The organism is Micromonospora sp. RTP1Z1 (assembly GCF_033804685.1).
Lineage (GTDB): Bacteria > Actinomycetota > Actinomycetes > Mycobacteriales > Micromonosporaceae > Micromonospora.
On sequence record NZ_JAPFQV010000008.1, the window covers coordinates 1 to 19,404 of the forward strand.

The 19,404-nt window shown below is 67.1% G+C and carries 21 protein-coding genes and 2 pseudogenes; 11 read left to right on the top strand and 12 right to left on the bottom strand.

All coding sequences use genetic code 11. The features are described 5' to 3' along the window. Positions 1 to 461: hypothetical protein (locus SLP03_RS06180; RefSeq protein ID WP_319459544.1), on the top strand; the 461-nt coding region annotated here is incomplete at its 5' end. Positions 462 to 594: 133 nt separating this feature from the next. On the opposite strand, the gene SLP03_RS06185 is transcribed toward SLP03_RS06180, so the two are convergent. After that, positions 595 to 1,086, bottom strand: a complete 492-nt coding sequence (locus tag SLP03_RS06185) for an SgcJ/EcaC family oxidoreductase (protein WP_319459545.1) — start codon at positions 1,084 to 1,086, stop codon at positions 595 to 597. A gap of 61 nt (positions 1,087 to 1,147) precedes the next feature. Between SLP03_RS06185 and SLP03_RS06190 the strand changes: the two genes are divergently transcribed. After that, positions 1,148 to 1,675, top strand: a complete 528-nt coding sequence (locus SLP03_RS06190; RefSeq protein ID WP_319459546.1) for a MarR family transcriptional regulator — start codon at positions 1,148 to 1,150, stop codon at positions 1,673 to 1,675. Between the two features lie 39 nt (positions 1,676 to 1,714). Here SLP03_RS06190 and SLP03_RS06195 read toward each other — a convergent pair whose 3' ends face one another. From SLP03_RS06195 to SLP03_RS06210, 4 genes are all read right to left on the bottom strand, one after another. Continuing rightward, positions 1,715 to 2,602 carry a hypothetical protein gene (locus SLP03_RS06195; RefSeq protein ID WP_319459547.1) on the bottom strand — a complete coding sequence of 296 codons (888 nt, stop codon included), beginning with the start codon at positions 2,600 to 2,602 and terminating at the stop codon, positions 1,715 to 1,717. A 344-nt stretch (positions 2,603 to 2,946) separates the two neighbouring features. After that, complete coding sequence (locus SLP03_RS06200) at positions 2,947 to 3,837, bottom strand: glycine betaine ABC transporter substrate-binding protein (RefSeq protein ID WP_319459548.1); 891 nt, start codon at positions 3,835 to 3,837, stop codon at positions 2,947 to 2,949. 80 nt (positions 3,838 to 3,917) lie between these two features. Then, positions 3,918 to 4,808, bottom strand: a complete 891-nt coding sequence (locus tag SLP03_RS06205; RefSeq protein ID WP_319459549.1) for an ABC transporter permease — start codon at positions 4,806 to 4,808, stop codon at positions 3,918 to 3,920. Beyond that, the gene (locus tag SLP03_RS06210; protein ID WP_413644467.1) at positions 4,805 to 6,136 is read right to left on the bottom strand and encodes a quaternary amine ABC transporter ATP-binding protein; all 1,332 of its coding nucleotides are present in this window, start codon (positions 6,134 to 6,136) and stop codon (positions 4,805 to 4,807) included. Before SLP03_RS06210 ends, SLP03_RS06205 begins: the two co-directional genes overlap by 4 nt. Positions 6,137 to 7,017: 881 nt before the next feature. Between SLP03_RS06210 and SLP03_RS06215 the strand changes: the two genes are divergently transcribed. The 3 genes from SLP03_RS06215 to SLP03_RS06225 are packed head-to-tail and all read left to right on the top strand — an operon-like array spanning position 7,018 to position 7,948. Then, the gene (locus tag SLP03_RS06215) at positions 7,018 to 7,203 is read left to right on the top strand and encodes a hypothetical protein (protein ID WP_319459550.1); all 186 of its coding nucleotides are present in this window, start codon (positions 7,018 to 7,020) and stop codon (positions 7,201 to 7,203) included. Next, positions 7,200 to 7,586 (top strand): hypothetical protein, encoded by a 387-nt coding sequence (locus tag SLP03_RS06220; protein ID WP_319459551.1) that lies wholly within the window; start codon positions 7,200 to 7,202, stop codon positions 7,584 to 7,586. The genes SLP03_RS06215 and SLP03_RS06220 overlap by 4 nt, the downstream gene beginning before the upstream one ends. Before the next feature lie 47 nt (positions 7,587 to 7,633). Continuing rightward, on the top strand, positions 7,634 to 7,948 hold the full coding sequence (locus SLP03_RS06225) for a hypothetical protein (RefSeq protein WP_319459552.1): 315 nt from the start codon (positions 7,634 to 7,636) through the stop codon (positions 7,946 to 7,948). An 816-nt stretch (positions 7,949 to 8,764) separates the two neighbouring features. Here SLP03_RS06225 and SLP03_RS06230 read toward each other — a convergent pair. Further along, positions 8,765 to 9,295 carry a PadR family transcriptional regulator gene (locus tag SLP03_RS06230; RefSeq protein WP_319459553.1) on the bottom strand — a complete coding sequence of 177 codons (531 nt, stop codon included), beginning with the start codon at positions 9,293 to 9,295 and terminating at the stop codon, positions 8,765 to 8,767. Positions 9,296 to 9,396: 101 nt separating this feature from the next. Between SLP03_RS06230 and SLP03_RS06235 the strand changes: the two genes are divergently transcribed. Next, the gene (locus SLP03_RS06235) at positions 9,397 to 10,128 is read left to right on the top strand and encodes an alpha/beta hydrolase (RefSeq protein WP_319459554.1); all 732 of its coding nucleotides are present in this window, start codon (positions 9,397 to 9,399) and stop codon (positions 10,126 to 10,128) included. Between the two features lie 116 nt (positions 10,129 to 10,244). On the opposite strand, the gene SLP03_RS06240 is transcribed toward SLP03_RS06235, so the two are convergent. Then, positions 10,245 to 10,508: a LysR substrate-binding domain-containing protein gene (locus SLP03_RS06240; protein ID WP_319459555.1), complete on the bottom strand. Its 264-nt coding sequence runs from the start codon at positions 10,506 to 10,508 to the stop codon at positions 10,245 to 10,247. Between the two features lie 149 nt (positions 10,509 to 10,657). Beyond that, positions 10,658 to 12,631 carry a potassium transporter Kup gene (locus SLP03_RS06245; RefSeq protein WP_319459556.1) on the bottom strand — a complete coding sequence of 658 codons (1,974 nt, stop codon included), beginning with the start codon at positions 12,629 to 12,631 and terminating at the stop codon, positions 10,658 to 10,660. A gap of 324 nt (positions 12,632 to 12,955) precedes the next feature. Between SLP03_RS06245 and SLP03_RS31530 the strand changes: the two are divergent. Further along, positions 12,956 to 13,062: pseudogene (locus SLP03_RS31530) on the top strand (DNA-binding protein); the annotation flags it as partial. A 185-nt stretch (positions 13,063 to 13,247) separates the two neighbouring features. Here the strand turns inward: SLP03_RS31530 and SLP03_RS06255 are convergent. From SLP03_RS06255 to SLP03_RS06265, 3 genes are all read right to left on the bottom strand, one after another. Continuing rightward, the gene (locus tag SLP03_RS06255) at positions 13,248 to 13,748 is read right to left on the bottom strand and encodes a hypothetical protein (protein WP_319459557.1); all 501 of its coding nucleotides are present in this window, start codon (positions 13,746 to 13,748) and stop codon (positions 13,248 to 13,250) included. Between the two features lie 44 nt (positions 13,749 to 13,792). Continuing rightward, complete coding sequence (locus tag SLP03_RS06260; protein ID WP_319459558.1) at positions 13,793 to 13,984, bottom strand: hypothetical protein; 192 nt, start codon at positions 13,982 to 13,984, stop codon at positions 13,793 to 13,795. Between the two features lie 153 nt (positions 13,985 to 14,137). After that, positions 14,138 to 14,917, bottom strand: a complete 780-nt coding sequence (locus tag SLP03_RS06265; protein ID WP_319459559.1) for a transposase family protein — start codon at positions 14,915 to 14,917, stop codon at positions 14,138 to 14,140. Positions 14,918 to 15,216: 299 nt separating this feature from the next. Here SLP03_RS06265 and SLP03_RS06270 point away from each other — a divergent pair, with 299 nt between their 5' ends. Together SLP03_RS06270 and SLP03_RS06275 are read left to right on the top strand one after the other, a co-directional pair. Next, positions 15,217 to 16,446: an epoxide hydrolase family protein gene (locus SLP03_RS06270; protein WP_319459560.1), complete on the top strand. Its 1,230-nt coding sequence runs from the start codon at positions 15,217 to 15,219 to the stop codon at positions 16,444 to 16,446. Next, the gene (locus SLP03_RS06275) at positions 16,447 to 17,400 is read left to right on the top strand and encodes a redoxin domain-containing protein (RefSeq protein ID WP_319459561.1); all 954 of its coding nucleotides are present in this window, start codon (positions 16,447 to 16,449) and stop codon (positions 17,398 to 17,400) included. It abuts the gene before it with no gap. A gap of 233 nt (positions 17,401 to 17,633) precedes the next feature. Here the strand turns inward: SLP03_RS06275 and SLP03_RS06280 are convergent. Continuing rightward, positions 17,634 to 17,763, bottom strand: a pseudogene (locus tag SLP03_RS06280) (IS481 family transposase); the annotation flags it as partial. Between the two features lie 530 nt (positions 17,764 to 18,293). Here SLP03_RS06280 and msrB point away from each other — a divergent pair. Together msrB and msrA are read left to right on the top strand one after the other, a co-directional pair. Then, entirely contained in the window at positions 18,294 to 18,773 is a 480-nt protein-coding gene (gene msrB / locus SLP03_RS06285; protein ID WP_319459562.1) for a peptide-methionine (R)-S-oxide reductase MsrB, read from the top strand. Continuing rightward, entirely contained in the window at positions 18,757 to 19,275 is a 519-nt protein-coding gene (gene msrA, locus SLP03_RS06290) for a peptide-methionine (S)-S-oxide reductase MsrA (RefSeq protein WP_319459563.1), read from the top strand. The genes msrB and msrA overlap by 17 nt, the downstream gene beginning before the upstream one ends. Positions 19,276 to 19,404 lie beyond the last annotated feature (129 nt).

The following is a 19,404-nucleotide window of genomic DNA, read 5'->3' on the forward strand; positions in this document are numbered from 1 at the left end:
TGATCGACGATGTGCCTGCAAGCCCGAGCACCGCTTTGGACCATGCAGAGATCGAGGGCATCGTGCGGGCGTTCTTCGCTGCATTCACCTCCGGTCCTGACAGTTCCACCCGACTCGACACGCTTAGGTCGATGTTTCTGCCCCAAGCGGTGATCATCAGGACCTGCGGTACGGAGCCCGTGGTGTACGGAGTGGAGGGATTTATCACTCCTCGTGAGGCTCTGCTTTCTGGCGGCACGCTGGTCGACTTCAGGGAGTGGGAGTTATCCGGGCGCACCGACCTGTTCGGCGATATCGCCCACTGGTTTGGCACCTATGCCAAGGCAGGCGTGCAGGACGGGGCGCCGTTCACTGGTCGAGGGATGAAGTCCCTGCAGTTCGTTCGGACTGCGGAAGGGTGGCGTATCAGTGCGGCGGCGTGGGACGACGAGCGGGACGGTCTGACAATCGGGGAAGGGTGAAGGGTCGCCGACAGGACGCGACACCTGCTCTGGGGGCACGTTGCCGCTGATCGCAAGGCCATTGCCGTCGTCATGGCCCGCGCCTCGCGGCAAATGAGGGCGTCACCGTAGAGGCGAGCCTCGGCCAGGACGGTTAGGTTCTGTCAGTAGCCCAGCCCGCCCCGAGGCGGCGTGCAGCGTGACCCATGGTCTGAGCCATGCGAGACGGCAGCGAATCCGGGGCCGGAATCCGCACTGGACGCACCCGTCCGTTGTGCAGTGCGGTGAACCGCCAGCCACGATCGGTGCGGACGGCGACCAGTGTCTGCCGGGACAGGCGTCGTTTGGGCAGCTTCGAGCGCCAGGGCATCAGCACCGACGCGGTGCCGTGGACGATCGCCACACCCGTAGCGACGTGCCGGATCGACTCGACGTCGCCGACGAGAGCGGAACCGGCAAGCACGCCGCGGAAGAGCCGGTCGTGAGCGTTCTGCATGTCGAGGCGCCCGATGGCGCGGGTGCCGTCGTAGGAGACGTAGTCGGAGTCCTCGGTGAAGCAGGCCCCGTAGGCAACGGCGTCGTTGTCGGTCCAGGCCTGCATGAGCCGGCCGAACAGATCCCGGATCTCACGGTCGTCGGTGGTCATCTTGTACTCCCGAGCTGCTATCGTTTCGACTGTCGGATACTACGATAGCTGAAGGTTTCGAATGTCGAAAGATGAACTGGTCCGTGACGTTGCGTTGCAGCTGCGCCTGCTCCAGCAGAGCTTCGACGCCTTCGACGAAGCTGCCGCCGCTCGGCTCGGACTCAACCGCACAGACCTGCGCGCGATGGATCTCGTCCTCGCCCATGGCGGTCCGCTGTCGGCGGGGGAACTCACCAGCGCCCTCAAACTCAGCCCAGCGGCGACCACCACGGTCATCGACCGCCTGGAACGCGTCGGCCTGGTCCGCCGTACCCGAGACGCCGAGAACCGGCGGCGCGTCCTGGTCACCGCAACGGACGCCGCGCGCGCCATCGAACAAGACATCTACTTTCCGGTCGGCGCTGCCGGCGCACAGGCCCTCGGCAAGTACGACAAGGATCAACTTTCGACGATCCTCGACTTCCTGCAGACCGCCCGCCAGGTACAAGAAAACCAGACGGCACGGGTCAGCATGACCCCCGCGCCTTCACCCCTTTTGGGGTCTGACCGGTCTCGCACCACCGCAGGTTCCCAGCACCGTAGTCAGTAAGCGAAAGGGGCGCTCTCCCAGACGGGAGAGCGCCCCTTTTCAGTGCGTCGGATTACCGCCCCTTAGCCGGGTCAACTCAGGTCTGTTTGCGCCGCGTGGCCACGGGTATGTCGGCTGGCCGTACTGGTGCGGCTCGTCCCAATCGGTCTCAACTTCGCGAGGTCCGCGCCGCCACAGCAGCACGCCGATCACGCCGATTCCGCTGAGCAAGAGCAGAGCGCCAATGGTGTACGCCAGCCACATCAGCGAGCCACCGCCGCCGCTTGACGAGCTGCCGACGATGAGCGATGACTGGTCCGTTGGCGCTGCTCCGACGTCGGTCGCATCGGCCGCTGTCGGCGTATCGCTAGCCGGGGCGCTCAGAGTTGGAGTCGGCGTTGGATCTGGCTGAGTCTGGGTCGGCTGTCCCGCTGCCACGATCGTGGACTGATACGGGCCGGCGGAGCTGACGCCCCCGTCGCTTCGCTTGGGTTGCACTTGTACTGAAAGCGTAAGGCCGGTGCTGGGCATCTTCTTGTTGAAGGACAGCTGATACTGGATGTTCACTCCGTCGCCGGTCGGCAGCGCCAGCATCCCGAAGTCGATCTGATCGTTTGCCGTTACGGCACCGTTCTGCACACCGTGCTGGGTGAACGTTCCGACGCTGTGTGGTCCGCCGAGAACGCGCTGACGCTGGAGGTGGACCAGGTCTCCGACTAGACCATTCGCCTGAAGGACGAACGACACGTTGAGATACCGGAGAGTCTCCTGTGTTTGGTTAACCACATGCAGGGTGAAGGGCTCGGGGTCGCCTCCGCCGTGAAACTTCCCGGGCATGTTGTCGATGCTCACCTGGCAGCATCGATCGGCGCCGGCGAATGCCGGCGACGCCACTGCGAGGACCGGGGCCGGCACTGCGATGAGCAGGCCTAGTAGGATCGTCACCATGCTGCGATTGAAGGGCTTACGCGGCATATGTTCGATCCTTTGGGGTACGTGCGCCGACGCCCGCCGTCGGCAACCGGCCACGGTACGTCGATGCGTGACGCCAGGCAAGCCGAGAACGCAGACAGTGGCAGGTCGCCGGCTGCGTGCTCACCATGGCCCTGCTCGCTGCCGTCGCGGGTGGTGGCTGCGTCCGTGAGCGCACGGTCGGACCTGGCGCACGACCATCGCCTGAGCATCGTCCGGTCGGTCGCGGGCACGGGACGAACCCCGTCGGGTACGACGCGGGCGGCGAGGCCGTCCGGCCCCGCCGCCCGCGATGAGCGCTGCCCCGAAGGGTGATCAACTCAGGAGAGCTTCCCCAGGTAGTCCGGGTTCGCCTTCAGCCACTCCTCGACGGCCTTCTCCTCGTCGCCCTTGTGGACGTTGAACATCAGGTCCTCGAGGGTGCCGAGCTGCTCGCCGTCCATCTTGAACCTCTTGAGCTTCGCGGCGACCTCGGGGAAGTCCTCCCCGAACCCCTTGCGGGCCAGGGTGTTGACCTGCTCGGCCGCGCCAAGGGTGCCCTTCGGGTCGGCCAGATCCTTCAGCTCGTACTTGGCGTAGGCCCAGTGCGGGTGCCAGAGGGTGACCGCGATCGGCTTCTTGTCGGCGATCGCGCCGTCCAGCGCGGCCAGCATCGCCGGGGTCGACGAGGTCTTGAGCTTCATCTTGCCGTCCAGGCCGTAGCCGGGGATGACCTTCTCCTGGGTGGCCTTGGTCAGGCCGGCGCCCGGCTCGATGCCGACGAGCTCACCATTGAAGTCGCCCGCCTTGGCGGCCAGGTCCTCCAGCGAGTCGACACCATCGACGTACTTCGGCACGGCGATGCTGAGGCTGGCGTCGTCGTACCAGACGCCGAGCTTCTCCAGCTTATCGCCGTACTTCTCGAGGTAGGAGGCGTGGGTCTGGGGCAGCCAGCTGTCCAGGAACAGGTCGATGTCGCCGCTGGCGAGACCGCCGTAGACCAGGCCCGCCTCCAGGTTCTTCAGCTGGACCTGGTAGCCGTCCTTCTCCAGGATCTGCTGCCAGAGGTGGGAGGCGGCGATGGCCTCGTCCCACGCCATGTAGCCGATGGTGATCTTCTTGCCCTTGCCGCCGGACGCTTTGTCGGCGGATTCGCCGCAGGCGGCGGTGGCGCCCAGCGCCAGGGCGGCGGTCGCCGCCAGGGCGACGACGCGGGTCAGGGACTTGAACACAGGGAGGTCCTTCCTGTTGTCGGGCAGCCGGCTGTACCCGCGATCGAGCGGGACAGGGGTGCCGGCGAGGATTGCGGCGGTCAGGCTTCCCGCGCGAGGCGTTGCGCCCGCGCGGACGGGAATCGGTCGCCGATGGAGTCGGTGAGCCGGTCGAGCACCACGGCCAGCACCACGACGGCGATGCCGCCCTCGAATCCGCTGCCCACCTCGACCTGGGCCAGCGCGAACATGATCACGTCGCCGAGGCCGCCGGCGCCGACCATGCCGGCGATGACCACCATGGACAGGGCCAGCATGATGACCTGGTTGACGCCGGTCATGATCGTCGGGAGGGCGAGCGGCACCTTCGTCCGGAGCAGCACCATCCACGGTGGGGCGCCGAACGATTCGGCCGCCTCGACGATCTCCCGGTCGACCTGGCGCAGGCCCAGTTCGGTCAGGCGTACCCCGGGCGGCATGCTGAACACCAGGGTGGCCAGCACGCCCGGCACGGTGCCGATGCCGAAGAAGAAGATGGCCGGGATCAGGTAGACGAAGGCCGGCATGGTCTGCATCAGGTCGAGCACCGGCCGGGCCACCGCGGAGGCCCGCCGGTTCTCCGCGACGAGGATGCCCAGCGGGATCGCCAGCACCAGGGAGAGCGTGCTGGCCACCAGCACCTGGGCCAGCGTGCTCATGGTCTCCTCCCAGTACGGCATCCCGGCCACCAGGCCGAGCCCAACCAGCGTGCCCAGGCCGAACTTCCAGCCGCGCAGCCACCAGCCGAGCCCCGCCACGATCAGCACGATCGCCAGGGCCGGTACGCCGGTCAGCAGCTCGGTCAACGGCCGGACGAGGGTGTCGACCAGCGCGGCGACCCCGTCGAAGAACGGCCCGAGGGTGTCGGTGGCCCAGTCGACGGCTGCCTCGGTCCAGGCGCCCAACGGCACCCGGGGCAGCGTGACGTCGAGCGGCGACGCGGTGCGGCTCATGCCGGCTCTCCCTTCGCGTGGAGCGGGACGTCGACCGTCCCGGCGCGGTCGTCCACCACCACGGCGTCCGGTGTCGCCGCGACCGGCGCGTCGGTCGGCGTCGCGACGGCCGGCGCCGCGTCCCCGGCGGCGGACGGGTCGTCGGGCACCGCGCTGGCCAGCGAGCTGAGCAGGGTGATCCGGGGGATGACCCCGACCAGCCGGCCCCGGTCGTCCAGCACGGCCATCGGGTGCACGCTCTCCGCGCAGTCGGCGAAGAGGTCGGCCACGGCGGTGTCCTCCGAGACGGTGCGGACCCGCTCGGTGGAGACGTACCCGTCGAGGCTCTGCCGGCCCTCGCGCAGCGCGCGCAGGATCTCGTCCTCGGTGACCGTGCCCAGGAAACGCTTCGCCGGGCCGGTCACGTAGAGCACCGAGGTCAGGGTCTCCCGCAGCGCGCGGGCGGCGACCCGGGGGCCGACGTTGACGTCCAGCACGGTGTGCGGCTTCTCCATCACCGACGAGGCGGTGAGGATCCGGGTGCGGTCGACGTCGGCGACGAACTGCGCGACGTAGTCGTTCGCCGGGTCGGTGAGGATCTCCTCGGCGGTGCCGATCTGGACGATCCGGCCGTCCCGCATCACGGCGATCCGGTGGCCCAGCCGCATGGCCTCGTTGAGGTCGTGGGTGATGAAGACGATCGTCTTGCCGAGCTCGGCCTGCAGCTCCAGGAGCTGGTCCTGGATCTCCCGCCGGATCAGCGGGTCCAGTGCGGAGAACGCCTCGTCCATCAGCAGGATGTCGGTGCCCGCGGCCAGCGCCCGGGCGAGCCCGACCCGCTGGCGCATGCCCCCGGAGAGGTCGTGCGGCAGCTTGTCCGCCCACTCCTCCAGGCCCACCATGCGCAGCGCGTCGAGGGCGCGTTCGCGCCGTTCCGCCTTGGGTAGGCCGGCGACCTCCAGCGCGTAGCCGGCGTTCTCCAGCACGGTCCGGTGCGGCATGAGCGCAAAGTGCTGGAAGACCATGCTGACCTTCTCGCGCCTCAACCGGCGCAGCGCGGCGGGCTTGAGTGTGGTCAGTTCGACGCCGTCGACCGTCACACTGCCCCTGGTCGGGCGCAGGAGGCCGTTGAGCATCCGAATGAGGGTGGACTTGCCCGAACCGGACAGGCCCATCACCACGAAGATCTCGCCGGGGTGGACCTCGAAGTCCGCGTCGATCACGGCGGCCGTGGCGTTGAGGCCGGCGAGGGCCTCCGCCCGCGGCGCGCCGTCAGCGAGGCGTGTTACCGCCTCGTCCTGCCGACTGCCGAATATTTTATAGAGTGACTTCACAGCGAGCGCAGACACGATCTCCTCTCCGACGAAAACCTTCGGCAGATCGCGCCATCGGTGGTCATCTTCGCGTGTCGTATGTCGAGATCAATGTCGGTCACACTGATGTGGCTATGAGGGCCGCTCCGGAAACCTACCGACAGGATGGACGCCGAGCCAATCGGGACTACGGGGGCTGTGGAACTTCACACATTCCCGGTGCTGCCGATGAACATTTCCGTACAGTGTGTTGGCAGACTTTCGCCCGCGGGTGATCGATATCCGTCAAATACACAATTGTTCGACGCGATTGTCGGCGCGCGGTGCCCGTCGACCCGGATGTCGGAATCGGGTCGCACAGCTCCCGGCAGGTCGCAGTCAGCCCGCCGGTGCTCGCGGTGGTGGATAGCCGACAGGACGCCACAGGACCGTACGAAGCATTGTTTATTCAGGTGGAGAGACTGGGATGGCGGGCCGCATCCCATTCCTCCGGCGACAGCATCGTCTCCGCTGACGCCGCCACCACCGAGCCTCGGCCCTGCCGCCGCGGCGGACACGGCCCCCGCCGATCCGACCGCCCGGCCGGCCCGGTTCGCACCGTCCCGGGCGCAAGGGCCGGTGCCAGCTCCGGTCAGAACAAGGACGTCACCACCCCGGTCGACGCCGTCGGCGGATCCTCTGCCCTACCAGGCGGAGGCGCGGCATGCGTCGACCGGGAGCACGAGAAAGAGGCACCCGCCACTCCCTGACGCCGTCGGCCTCATGGAACTGCCGCGAGGTGATCCGCTCGGTCTGGTCCGCCGACACCTCAGCCATGTCGCTCCCGCTCCCCGGCGCCGCACCGGCCCCGACCAGCAGGGTCGGGGCCGCTCCACGTCACGGGTGACTGCGCGCCCGGTCGGGGGTATCCTGCGGACATGGCCAGCCAGAGCCCGGATACCGGCACCGACACCGCGGCGATGCTCGCCGCGGCGGGCATCGAGGTGACCGACGAGGGGAAGGCGCGAGCCCGCCGCCGTCTGGACGACGCCCGCGCGCGGTGGACGCCGGAGCTCGACGCGGCGGCCCGCGAGCAGCTGGGCCTGCCGGCCCGCGCCGCGTGACCGGGCCGACCGTCCGGGTCGTCCTCGACGCCTCCGCGATCATCGCCTTCTGCCGCGAGTCGATCGACGTGGGCGAGGTAATCGCCGAGGTCGCCGACGAAGAGAATTGCGTGTTCGGCCTGCCCGTGCTGTGCCTCGCCGAGGCAGCCCGCGTCGTGGTCGACCAGGACCGCCTCGCCCTCCTCGTCAACCACCGCGCCGCCGAGGTGCTGTCCCCTGATCCGGACAGCTGGCGTGCCCTCGCCGTCACCATCGACACCGTGGGCCGGGTCGACGCCGCCACGGCGGTCCTCGCCGCGATCGACCTCGGCTGCCACGTCCTCACCGGCCAGCCCGGCCTGTATGGCGGCATCGCCGGAGGCGGCCCCGTCATCCCGATCTGACCTCTGCGCAGCGTGCGCGCCTACGACACCTGTCGCGGGAGGGCAGCATGCAGCAGCCGAGGCACGAAGTGCCCAGCTGCTTCGGCTCCGGGAAGACCCGCTCCATGGCGCTGACGGTCACCTACTTCGGGGCGGTGTACCGGCCGGGCACCGCCGTGGTGATGCCGATCGCGCCGCGGTGGCGGCAGGTGGCCCGGCAGATTTTGCCGAAGATCCAGGGAGTCACCACCCGCGCCGACCACTTCGGCTCGGTGGACACCGCCCAGCGGAAGGTGTCCACCGTCTCCGGCCACGCGGGGCAGCGACCGGACCAGAAGTTCCCAGCTCCCGGCGAAGATCTGACCTGGCCATACGTGTTTTGATCTTGCGCTGGGACGCTGCCTCCCGCTGGTCGCTACTGCATGGCCACGACCGGGGGGTGTCGTTCCTCCAGCGGAGGTGTTAGTGGCGGGCCCTGGCTATGGCGGGGCCCGCCGCCCAGCAGAAGCCTGCCGGCCGGTAGCTGCTGGAGGGCCCGGACCAGGACACGTCTTTTCGCAGGCGAAGGCCATTGTTGCTGCTAAATGCGCTACGGCCACCGGGCCGGCAGTGCGCCCTCGAGCTGCCGACGGCGTCCCGCACTCCGCGGGAAGGCCCCGCACCGGGGTCCGAGCGCAGGTCGAACACGCCTTGGCCAGGATCAAGTGCTGGAAAGTCCTGTGTGACTTACCGCCGCGCGGCCAGCACATTGACTGGCACCGCTTCCGCCGTTGCCCACCTGCAAACCATCGCCCCCACCCGGTGAGCACCAGCGCGGTCACGGGCCACGCCTTACGGAGTTACGAGGCGTCCCTTGAGCATCAGACGACCTTGGGCGGAGGTGTCGTGCGGAGTCAACCGCAACCGCCACCCGGCTGCGGCGACCCCGCAGGCCACCGCAGCCGGATTGCGTCACGGCCAGCCGGACAGCGTTTGGCCTGTCGACCGCAGAAGGGAGCCGGCTCCTTCAGGGCAGCCGAAAAGCTCACCAGCGTGGAAGCACTGGCTTCCTACCGGCACATACCCATGCTTTGGCGGAATCCGAACCGGATTCCAGCAGCTCATGGGCCAGTTTTCACCATTGCGCCGGTGAGAATCCGCCGGTCACGGCTGTCAGCGGCCGGTCTGTGCCTTGCGCCGATTCTACTGTTGCGTGAGCGTCATGAGACCTGGTTCAGCGTCGCCATTGTCTCGCGTAGCCACTTCAGCTCGCTACGCGTCGTTGCGGTGGCGATCGTGAACAGCCCTTGTCGGAAGGGGTCGTCGAAGTCGGCAGCGCGCAGTGGCCGTTCGCCGTCCCAGAAGAAGCTGGCTGGCTGCGTGAGGAAGTCAAGCCGACGCTGCAACACGGCGGCCTGTGCCGCCGGGTCATCGAGGTGGCGCAGGAAGGCCAGCAGGGTAAACCACCTGTTTTCGTCGGTGATGAACAGCTCGTCGGGTTCACGGAGCCGGTCGAGCAGCGCTTTTCTGCCTGCGGAGGTCAGCGACAGCATGTGCCGGGGTGCGGCAACCTGGCCGGGTTGGAGTTCCCGGGTGAGCAGGCCGGCGGCTTCGATGCGCTTGAGCAGGGGGTAGAGCGTGCCGTCGGCGATGGGGCGCACGTGTCCGGTCAGGGCGGCGATGCGTTTGCGGAGGTCGTACCCGTGGAGCCGCTCGTCGTAGAGGAAACCGAGGATCGCCAGTTCCAGCATGATCTAGATCATACCCCGTTGCCAGGATACCTCGGATGCGAGATATCTTCTGCGTTATGCATAGCGCTCAAGTCGCTCCTGACGGCTCCCGCATTCGCTGGGTGGAGATCCCCGGCGCCCAGCCCACCCGCGTCTACATCCACGGCCTGGGAGCCAGCTCGGCGCCGTACTACGCCGAGGCGGTCGCGCATCCAGCCCTTTCCGGCCACCGCTCGCTCCTCATCGACATGCTGGGCTTCGGCATCAGCGACCGGCCGGCCGATGCGGCGTACACCTTGGAAATGCACGCGGACGTCTTGGCCCGTGCGCTGGAGCAAGCCGCAGTGAGCGACGCCGACGTGGTGGCGCACAGCATGGGCGGCGCGGTCGCGGTCATCCTCGCCGCACGCCACCCCCAGCTGGTACGCCGGCTTGTGCTCGTCGACCCCGCCCTCGATCCGGTGCACCCGCTGCCGACCACGAAGCGACCGGGCAGTTCCGGCATCGGCGTCTATCACACCGAGGAGGAGTTCCTCGACCACGGCTGGGACGAGACGCTGGAGTTCGTCGGGCCGGAGTGGGCGGCCACGATGCGGCTGGCCGGGCCCCAGGCCCTCTACCGCAGTGCCATGAACCTGCTGCGCGGCACCATGCCCATGGTGCGCGAGCACCTGGACAAGCTGACCATCCCGCGCACGCTCCTGTACCCGGCAGCTGACGGGCCGCGCTTCGACGCAGACCGGCTCGCGGCCTCGGGTGTCGAGGTGATGGCGATTCCCAACTGCGGCCACAACCTCATGATCGACAACTTGGAAGGCTTCGCCCTCGCGGTAATGGCCGCTCTCCGTGACTAGGACTCCATCGCGCGCCTTCCGCCGCGCGATTGGGACGATGGTCCGTCATCGAGCAGTGCACCACGCGGATGCCCTGGTGGCTTTCGTCGCTCGGCCGGCGGACCACGATGGCCAGGTCAGCGTTGCCCTGCTCCCCGTCCAGGCAGTGGATCATCAGGATCGGTCACCTTGGGGTCCATCGTCACGCCGGGGTGCTCGCGCCGGAGTCGGGCGAGGGCGGGTGCCAGCAGGGTCGGGCCGACCGAGACGAAGTAGCGGATCGTCAGCCGGCCCGTACGCCCCGCGCCCAGGTCGGCCAATGCGGTCTCGGCCTCGGCGACGTGCTGGCTGATGATGGCCGCGTGCCTGGTGAGCAGTCGGCCCGCCGCCGTGGGCTGCACACCTCGGCCGACCCGTTCGAGCAGCGCGGCCCACGCTTCGCCACCTGGTCAGCATCGACCTCGGTGATCACGACATCCGTCATCAGGTGCTGCTCCTTGATCAGGAGTTACACCGTTCGTTTTACAGTCCCCGGCTGATCGGGGCGGGCTCAGACGGGGACTTCAGCGCTGAGGACGATGGTGCGTTCCTCGGGCAGGTGAAGGAACTCGGTTTGACTGGCGGCGTTGTGGGCGAGGGCGATGAACAGGCGTTTACGCCAGGTGGCCATACCGGGTTGACGGGTGCAGCGCAGCGTGATCCTCGAGACGAAGTAGGAGACCTGGTCGAGGGCGATCCCTTCGGCGAGGGGGTGGGTGGCGGCGCGGCGCAGGACCTCGGGGAAGTCGGTGGGGTCCTGAAAACCGAAGACGGCGGCGATGTGGATGATGCCGTCATTCGGGTCGCCGAGATCGTCGATGGTCAGGCGCTGCTCCCAGGGAATGTGCGGGACGTTGGCGGTGCGACCGGTAATGATCACAATTTGCTCGTGCCGAACGTGGTTGTGCGCCACGTTCGCGCGCAGCGCCAGCGGCGTCGTCTCCTTGTTCGGGTGGGGGAACACCGCGGTGCCCGGCACCCACGGGATGTTCGTGGCGTGCAGGGTGTCGATGAAGTCGCGGAGCGGTCCTTCTCGTTCGGTCCGCCGGGCGGTGACGAGTTCGGCGCCGCGCCGCCACGTCAGCAGGACTGTGAACAGGATGATCGCGATGAGCAGCGTCAGCCAGCCGCCGTGGGTGACCTTGGCCAGGTTCGCGGTGAAGAAGGTCAGCTCGATGGTGCCGAAGACGACCCCGAACAGCACTAGCTGCCAGGTGGTCCAGTGCCACCACGCCCGTGCGACGACGAGGAACAGGGTTGTGGTGATCAGGAAGGTGCCGGTGACTGCCACCCCGTAGGCGGCGGCAAGGTTCGTTGATGAGCCGAACGCGAACGTCACTAGCAAGACTGCCGCGAACAGGCTCCAATTCACTCCGGGCGCGTAGATCTGCCCGTACGCCCGGCGGGAGGTCTGCCGGATGCGCAGGTGCGGCAGGAAGCCCAGCCGCATGGCCTCCCGGGACACCGAGAACGCCCCGGAGATCACCGACTGGGACGCGATCACGGTGGCCACGGTGGCCAGAATGACCATCGGCAGCCGCGCCCAGTCTGGCAGCAGCAGGAAGAACGGATCAGCCCGGCTGTCCGGTGCCCGTAGGATCAACGCGCCCTGGCCGAGGTAGTTGAGCGTCAACGCGGGAAACACGATCGCGAACCAGGCCCGGCGAATCGGGGCGCGGCCGAAGTGACCCATGTCGGCGTAGAGCGCTTCGGCGCCGGTGATCGCCAGCACCACGGCGCCCATCGCGATGAACGCGATGACCGGGTGAGCCACGACGAACAAGACCGCGTACGTCGGCGACAAGCCGGCCAGAACGCCCGGGTAACGCAACACCTCGGCCGCGCCGGCAACGCCGATACAGACAAACCAGAGCACCATGGTCGGCCCGAACACGGCCCCGACCCGTCCGGTGCCCCATCGCTGGATGGCGAACAGCAGGGTGAGGATCACCGCCGACGCCGGCAGGACTACCACCGCCCAGCCAGGGGAGATGACCTCCAGCCCTTCCACCGCCGACAACACCGAGATCGCCGGGGTGATCACACTGTCGCCGTAGAACAGCGCGGCACCGAGCGCCCCGAGCGCCAGCACCGTGGCGGCGCGCCTTTCGCTTGCCTTGAGCAGCGCCCTTCGAGCGAGGGCGGCCAGGGCCATCACCCCGCCCTCGCCCTCGTTGTCGGCCCGCAGAATGAAAATGACGTATTTGACCGAAACGATCAGGATGATCGACCAGAAGACCCACGAGATCACCCCGAACACGTCGGGAGCGTCCGGTGTCAGGCTGCGGTCGAGGGTAAAGACCGTCTTCAGCGCGTACAGCGGGCTGGTGCCGATATCGCCATACACCACACCCAACGCGCCCAGCAGCAACCCCAGCCCCGCCGTCCGGTGGCCCGCCAGCGATGTCTGGGACGCCGTTCCACCGTCCTCCGCCGGCCCGTCGCCGCCTACCGCAGGCTGCCCGTCGTTCGCTCGCTCCGCCACCCCACAGGCATACCAACCCCCACACCGCTCCCTACACCGGACCCCGAAACTGCGCCGATCTGATTTCACGCACCGGGGCATGCTGGCTGACGGACTTACTGCGGGGTTGATCCCTCGGCGTGGAACGGCCTTGACACCACCACGAACCCCCTACGCCGGGCTTCGGCGCTGGGCCCACATGCTTGGGTTCGTCGACCACTTCCTCACCAAGCCCGCCGCGACTCCGTCACCTTGGCCAGCTCAGCGACACCCGCCACCGATCGCCGCACCGCGGACGACACCCCCCGTAACCATCACCATCGGCACCCTCGGTCAAGATGAAGATCCACCGGCGAGCTGCGCTCCATCAAGGACGGCAAGTACCGTCGCACCCTGCCCGAGGGGTCGATTAGTACCTCCGCGACCAGGTCGAGCGGCAGGATGTCGCCTGATGCCCGGCCGTGCCGGTGCCAACGGCGAAGGCTTGATCTCTCCGTACCGCAACGGCTTCGCCGCCTACGTCCGGGTCACCAAGCCCGACGGCAAGCGCACCGACAACAACAAGATCGTCTAGCCGGATGTGTCACCTACGTCCCGAGACTGATCTGTCACGCACGTCCTGAGACCTGACACCAACTTAGGGCCGTGCCTTACGGGGGCCGAATGTGAAGGCGAACGCGTAGGCCGGTTGGCTGGCGACGAGCGTCGGTAGGCGATCGTCCCGAGACGCGCCGGCGACAAGCCGAATCCTTGCCGCGCGGTTGAGGTGCTCCACCGCGTCCTGGCCAACGTCGGCGCCGCGCTCGTCGCCGATCGGCTTCCCATCGAGCAGTACCCTGACCGCCGCCTCGCGGACGAGAAGCCGCCGGATCTCCGACTCGACGCGTTCGTAGCCACCCTCCCCGACCCATCGACCAACGAGTCGCCCTTCCCCGTCGAAGAGATACTTCGCCGGCCAGGCGTTGTTGCCGAGGGTCCGCCAGAACGTGAAGTCGTTGTCAAGCGCAATGGGATAGGTGAGCCCGTGGTCGCGGATTCCCCGGTCAATCTTCTCGGCGCGCTTGCCGAACTCGAACTCGGGCGCATGCGTGCCGATGACGACCAGGCCCAGATCGGCATAGTCGCGGTGCCATGCCACCGAATTCACCCATCGCTCAGCAGCGAACTCAGGGATTCGAGGGGTCATCTCGGCAAGACCGGAGCCACGCCGCGGCAAGAAGGCCAGCATGTCGACCGGGTCTGCATCATCAACCCATAGGCCGCGTTCTTCAGGAAGAAGCCGCTCAGCGCCTCGAAGGCCCTCTTCTCGTCAGCGGACAGCCCGGCCGGAGCCGGCTCGCCACCCTCGACGGCCTTCATCAGGTCCCCCGGCACCGTCGCCGGCATATTGACATGTATGCCCAGAAGTCCCGGCGGCGCCTGGTGCGCCATCGCGTTCGCGACGAGCGGCCCTGGTTGCCTTCGAGCTGCAGCCCTAAGGGACGTCTCGTAACTGGGTGAAGGTGTTGCCCGGTGCCGGGCCGGTGGTCAGCCGGCCAGGATGATGTTGTGGAGGTTGGCGATGCCGGAAGCGGCATCGGTCAATGTGTGGGCGGCGCGGCGGTAGTCGCGCAGGATCTTGAAGCACTTCATCCTGGCCAGGGCGTGTTCGACCCCGGCGCGGACCCTCCGGTGCTCGACGTTGAGGTCTTCCTTCCAATCCGGTAGTTCGCTGCCGTCGGTGGGCTTGCGGTACGGGATGATCACCTCGGGGTTGCCGCGGTAGCCGCCGTCGGCCATCACCGGCCGCCCGTCCAGCTTCTCCTCGATGCCGCTGGTGCGGTAGACGATGGTGTCGTTGCGGTTGCCGGGTTGCGGGTCGCCGACGGCGATGACCAGGCGGGTGCTGGCGTCGATGGCGACCTGCAGGTTCGTCGAGTAGCGGTAGTTCTTGCTCCGGGCGGCCAGGCGGTGATCGCGGGTGGGGATCAGGGTGCCGTCGACGATGGCGATCTGGTCGACCGGCCGCCGGCGCACCGGCGCGAGGGCCAGCAGCGGGCCGAGGGTGTCGATGACCCGGTGCGCCGCCGAGTGGGACACCCCGAACAGCGGGCCGATCTGGCGCATGGTCAGGTTCGTGCGCCAGTACGCGGCGACCAGCAGCACCCGGTCCGCCAGGTCCAGGGCCCACTGCCGGCCCGGCCGGCCGTCGGCGACGGCGTCACCGCCACGCTCGGCGACCAGGCGGACCAGCTTGCGGAACTGGGCGGGCTGCAGCCCCGTGAACGGAAAGATCCACTCAGGGTGCGCTGCCGTGATCACCTGCACCCAGGCATCCTGACCGATCGTCCTTAGCAGACAGACACCGGGGTTACGAGACATCCCTTAGGCCCGTCCTGGAAGGCCCGTGCGGGATTGCTCGTATGGCCCGCGACCACGGGAAAGGCGTTCTAGGGTCGGAGAGGGAGCGACGTGCCTCTGCCGAACTGGCACAAGTCCGGGCAGCGCCTTCACCCAAGATGCTCCTCGCGAAACAGGAGGCCGGGGCATGCCGCGCCGCTTGTCACTCTAGGAGGGCAGAAAGCCCCGCTCGACCTCCAAGGACCTCAAACGGAAAGGATGCCTACATGGCTGTCAAGACCGAAGCGCGAGCGCCCGCCACAGAGATCCGACCGTTCACGGCAGAGATCCCCGAGGCGGAACTCCAGGCGCTGCGTGCGCGCATCGCGGCCACGCGCTGGCCCGAGAAGGAGACCGTCGCAGATCAGTCGCAAGGCGTGCAGTTGGCGACGATCCAGGCACTCGCGCGCTATTGGGAGACAGAGTACGACTGGCGCAAGGTCGAGGCGAGACTGAACGCCCTGCCGCAGTTCATCACCGAGATCGATGGACTGGACATTCACTTCATTCACGTTCGTTCGAAGCATGAAGACGCGTTGCCGCTCATCGTCACGCACGGATGGCCCGGCTCGATAATCGAGCAGCTGAAGATCGTCGATCCGCTCACCAATCCCACGGCACATGGCGCGAGCGCATCGGACGCTTTCCATATCGTGATTCCGTCGCTGCCAGGTTACGGTTTTTCGGGCAAGCCGACCACGGGCGGCTGGGGCCCCGAGCGCATCGCACGTGCGTGGACAGAGCTGATGAAGAGCCTTGGATACACGCAATTTGTAGCGCAAGGCGGCGACTGGGGCGCGATCGTCACGGATATGATGGGTGTGCAGGCGCCTCCGGGGTTGCTCGGCATCCACGTGAACATGCCTGGTGTGTTTCCACCCGACATTGATAAGCTGTTCCAGTCCGACATCACCGGAGCGAACAATGCACTCGGCTCGCTGCCATCCGATCTCTCGGACGAGGAAAAGCGCGCGTGCGAGCAGCTGGACTTCGTATGGAAGCACGTCGGCTATGGCCTCATGATGGCGCGCCCGCAGACGCTGACCGGATTGGCGGATTCGCCCGTCGGTTTGGCGGCCTTTCTGCTTGACCATGACGCGGCTAGTCTGGAGCTGATCTCCCGGGTCTTTGCCGGGCAGTCCGAAGGCCTTACGCGAGACGATGTCCTCGACAACATCACGCTCTTCTGGCTGACGAACACGGGGGTTTCCGCGTCTCGTCTCTATGCGGAGAACAAGCTCTCCTTCTTCGCCGCCAAGGGCGTGGGCGCCTCCATCCCGGTTGCCGTGAGCGTCTTTCCGGATGAGCTCTATCAGGCCCCGCGGAGCTGGGCAGAGCAGGCGTATCCCAATCTCATCCACTACAACAAGCTCGACAAGGGCGGCCACTTTGCGGCCTGGGAACAGCCGAAACTCCTTTCGGAGGAGGTTCGCGCCGGCTTCCGGTCGCTCCGCTAGATGACCGTGTCCGAACGTCTGCATATGCCCTCGCTCGGTGGGGCGACCGAGTGGCTCAACTCAGAGCCACTCGGCCCCGCCGAGCTGCGCGGCAACGTCGTCCTCGTGAACTTCTGGACGCTGACGTGCATCAACTGGCTGCGCCAGGAGCCGTACGTCCGTGCGTGGTCGCAGGCCTACCGAAACGACGGGTTGGTCGTCATCGGAGTCCACACGCCGGAGTTCTCGTTCGAGCACGAGATCAACCGGGTGCGGCAGGCGACCACGGCGCGAGGGATCGACTACCCGGTTGCGGTCGACAACGACTACGGGGTATGGAGCGCCTTCGACAACCACTACTGGCCGGCGCTCTACTTCGTCGACGGGGACGGCATCATCCGCGACCACCACTTCGGGGAGGGACGCTACGAGCAGTCGGAGCGCGTCATCCAGCGGCTGCTCGGCGTCGAGCGCGAGCTCGTCCCCGTCGAAGGACTCGGCGTGGAGGCAGAGGCCGACTGGGACCACCTGCGTACGCCCGAGACGTATCTCGGCTACCGGCGCAGCGAGCACTTCGCGTCACCGGACGGCGCCGCGTTCGACGAACGCCACGCCTACGAGCTCCCCGAGAGCCTGCGCGTCAACCACTGGGCCCTCGCCGGCGAGTGGACGATCGGGTCTGAGAATGTCGTGCTCGACCAGGCCGGCGGGAGCATCGCCTACCGGTTCCACGCGCGCGACGCGCATCTCGTACTGTCTCCCGGACCGCGAGAGTCGATCCCTTTCCGCGTGCTCCTCGACGGGGAAGCTCCTGGCCCGTCACACGGCGTGGACGTCGACGAGAATGGGGACGGCTTGCTCCGGGAGGGCAGCCTGTACCAGCTCGTGCGCCAGCACGACGCGGTCCGCGAACGGACCCTGGAGCTTACGTTCCTAGAGCCCGGCGCCGAGGCGTACGTATTTACGTTCGGGTAGCCAGGGATGGCGACATCCCTGGTCAACCATCTCCGCATCCCCGGCAGGGTCCCGAAGGTGGAAGGGCTCGAGCACCTCGAGCAGGTCGAAGCGACGTTCGAGCCCTACGGCGGGAAATGGCTCGTGCTGGCCCGGATCCCGCCCCGGGACGACGGCTGGGTGTACTTGCCCAAGGGACGTTGGTCAACCTAGTGATGGGCGGTTTGCGGCCGGTGGCGGTGTGTGGCCGGTTGGCCGAGCTCCTTGATGTCAACGTGCAGCATCGCGCCGGGCTGATCGTGCTCTTGACGGCGCAGGTTCACCGACGCGCCGGTCGATGTGAGATAACCGGTTCACCCGACAGCGGGTCAGGACCGCGTGCACCCGTCGAGGCACGCCACCGCCATCGGCGCCGAGTCACGGTCAGCGGCCAATCCCGCGAGAGCTGAGCCCAGCTTGACGGCCTACCACGCAATGTCGTGGACGCATTCGGCGCCGGTACGGGCGGTGGCACCGTCGAGCAACCACGATCGGGCTCTCGCTGGCCATGGCTCTCAGTCCTCATTGGACGGCTTCGGGTTGCCGGCCTCCGAAGCGCTCGCAGTACAGCTCGTCCAAGTGATCTTCGAGGTACCGCGCGACACCGAGAGTGCCCATGGCGTGAATTCCGGCGAGGTAAGGAAACGTGCCGCGGCCGTCAGAACGGGCCAGTCGGCCGATGTACCCGTAGTCGACCGGCTCACACGTTCACGATCCGTCGCCGTCACCAGCGCTTATGAAGGCGCAGGGTTAGGCGGGGAGGCCGCTGAGATCGTGGTTAGTCAACCGCGAGCGGGGTACGCATCCAGGACGCGTCTGTGCGGGCCGGTTGAACCGGGCCTCTCTTGTCGACGATCTATCCGAGAGGAACAACCGTGTCACACGAGTATCGCAAGAACCCCGAGGCGATTTCTCGGCTGTCGCCGGAGCAACATCGAGTCACTCAGGAAGCTGAGACAGAGCCTCCCTTCAACAACGCCTATTGGGACAACGAAGAACCGGGCCTCTACGTCGACATCGTGTCCGGTGAACCCCTGTTTGCTTCCGTCAACAAGTACGACAGCGGCACGGGCTGGCCGACTTTCACCAGGCCGATCGAACCGGAAAACGTGGTCGAAGTCCGAGACTCGAGCCTCGGCGTGATCCGGACCGAGGTCCGGTCGGCGCACGGCGAAAGTCATCTTGGCCACGTGTTTGACGATGGCCCCGCAGACGCCGGCGGGTTGCGTTACTGCATGAACTCGGCCGCATTTCGGTTCATTCCCCGGGACGACCTCGAGCGTGAAGGCTATGGCGAGTACCGCAAAATGTTCGAGCACCCAGACGGGGGGCGAAGCGATGACCGACACGACTGAGAAGGCGATCCTGGCTGGCGGCTGCTTTTGGGGAATGCAAGACCTCATCCGCAAACGCACCGGCGTGCTCGCCACCAGGGTCGGATACACCGGCGGCGACGTGCCGAACGCGACCTATCGGAACCATGGCTCCCACGCCGAGGCGATCGAGATCGTTTTCGACCCAGAGAACCTGTCCTACCGGGAACTCCTCGAGTTCTTCTTCCAAGCCCACGACCCGACAACGAAGAATCGTCAAGGCAACGATGTCGGAACCAGCTACCGGTCAGCCATCTTCTACAGCAATGACCAGCAGCGGCAGGTCGCAGAGGAGACGATCGCCGACGTGGACGCCTCTGGCCTGTGGCCAGGCAAGGTGGTCACTGAGGTCAGCCCTGCTGGACCTTTCTGGGAGGCTGAGCCTGAACATCAAGACTACCTGGAGCGGTATCCCGGAGGTTACACGTGCCACTACGTCCGGCCGAACTGGAAACTTCCCCATCGCAGGGAGAACGCCAGTTAGTACTCCAGTGCAATCCCAGCGGCGGATGGCCGCGGGATCTCCCGCGGCCATCTCCGCAACTTTTGGGGGCGGCGCCCGGTCAGGCTGGTCGGGTCTCACTCTCGATAGCGATTACGGTCGTCGTCGAAG

Coding starts and splice junctions, on each gene's coding strand:
- SLP03_RS06205 (WP_319459549.1), bottom strand. CDS start 4,808: ATGAGCCGCACCGCGTCGCCGCTCGACGTCACGCTGCCCCGGGTGCCG.
- SLP03_RS06195 (WP_319459547.1), bottom strand. CDS start 2,602: ATGGTGACGATCCTACTAGGCCTGCTCATCGCAGTGCCGGCCCCGGTC.
- SLP03_RS06225 (WP_319459552.1), top strand. CDS start 7,634: ATGCAGCAGCCGAGGCACGAAGTGCCCAGCTGCTTCGGCTCCGGGAAG.
- msrA (WP_319459563.1), top strand. CDS start 18,757: ATGACCGACACGACTGAGAAGGCGATCCTGGCTGGCGGCTGCTTTTGG.
- SLP03_RS06185 (WP_319459545.1), bottom strand. CDS start 1,086: ATGACCACCGACGACCGTGAGATCCGGGATCTGTTCGGCCGGCTCATG.
- SLP03_RS06215 (WP_319459550.1), top strand. CDS start 7,018: ATGGCCAGCCAGAGCCCGGATACCGGCACCGACACCGCGGCGATGCTC.
- SLP03_RS06275 (WP_319459561.1), top strand. CDS start 16,447: ATGACCGTGTCCGAACGTCTGCATATGCCCTCGCTCGGTGGGGCGACC.
- SLP03_RS06190 (WP_319459546.1), top strand. CDS start 1,148: ATGTCGAAAGATGAACTGGTCCGTGACGTTGCGTTGCAGCTGCGCCTG.
- SLP03_RS06270 (WP_319459560.1), top strand. CDS start 15,217: ATGGCTGTCAAGACCGAAGCGCGAGCGCCCGCCACAGAGATCCGACCG.
- SLP03_RS06230 (WP_319459553.1), bottom strand. CDS start 9,295: ATGCTGGAACTGGCGATCCTCGGTTTCCTCTACGACGAGCGGCTCCAC.